General features: G+C 27.3%; 1 protein-coding gene. It reads left to right on the forward strand.

Annotation, left to right across the window (positions count from 1 at the left end):
- A partial coding sequence (locus RSB60_RS10165; RefSeq protein ID WP_332616128.1) for a hypothetical protein occupies nt 1–642 on the forward strand: 642 nt, incomplete at its 5' end.
- Nucleotides 643–707 lie beyond the last annotated feature (65 nt).

Raw genomic sequence — 707 nt, forward strand, 5'->3', positions numbered from 1 at the left:
GAATGTATGTCAATATTTGAAAAACCTATGAAAACATGTAATGTAGATAAAGACTTTGGTTATGTTATGGAAAAAGAAATTAAATTATTTAAACTTATACAAGAACCTCTGCAAAAGCTAGATATGAATCTGAAATGTAGGTTTAAAAAGATTAGACTAATATCAGAAAATGTTACAGTTAAACGTGACTGTAGAATTATTCTTGGAGTTGATATGGATATGATGGAAGAGATTGAGTTAAAGGAAAGCAAGTTGTTATTTGTGATTGCAAAATACTCGAGTGGTTATCATAAATTTATTATGGATACATTTAATAATTATTGTAAGGTAAAATCAGTCACTGATTTAAACCAACCTAAAATAATTATTGATTATGAAGAATTCAACGATGACATAGAGGATTTGATAAGAAATAATCTAAATAATACTTCTATTGTGATTGCATGCAGTCAAGACAATTGGTATCATTCGTGGATGAGGAATATATATAAAGGAATAAATATTATTTGGATAGGAGAAGGTTTTCATGAACAAACAATTCTGAGAAATGAGCATTGGATAAAGTTAACAAATAATGAAGCTTTCTACATATCAAGTAAAGATACATATAAATTAAGGTGTATTGATAATTATGAGGAATGAAGTAATTGTGATAATTGAGATTTGTGTTATTAAGCGAGAATGGATATGTGCATTTGATTGCGAAA

The sequence above is a fragment of the Anaerorhabdus sp. genome (genome assembly GCF_036657415.1).
In the GTDB taxonomy this organism is placed as follows: domain Bacteria; phylum Bacillota_I; class Bacilli_A; order Erysipelotrichales; family Erysipelotrichaceae; genus Anaerorhabdus.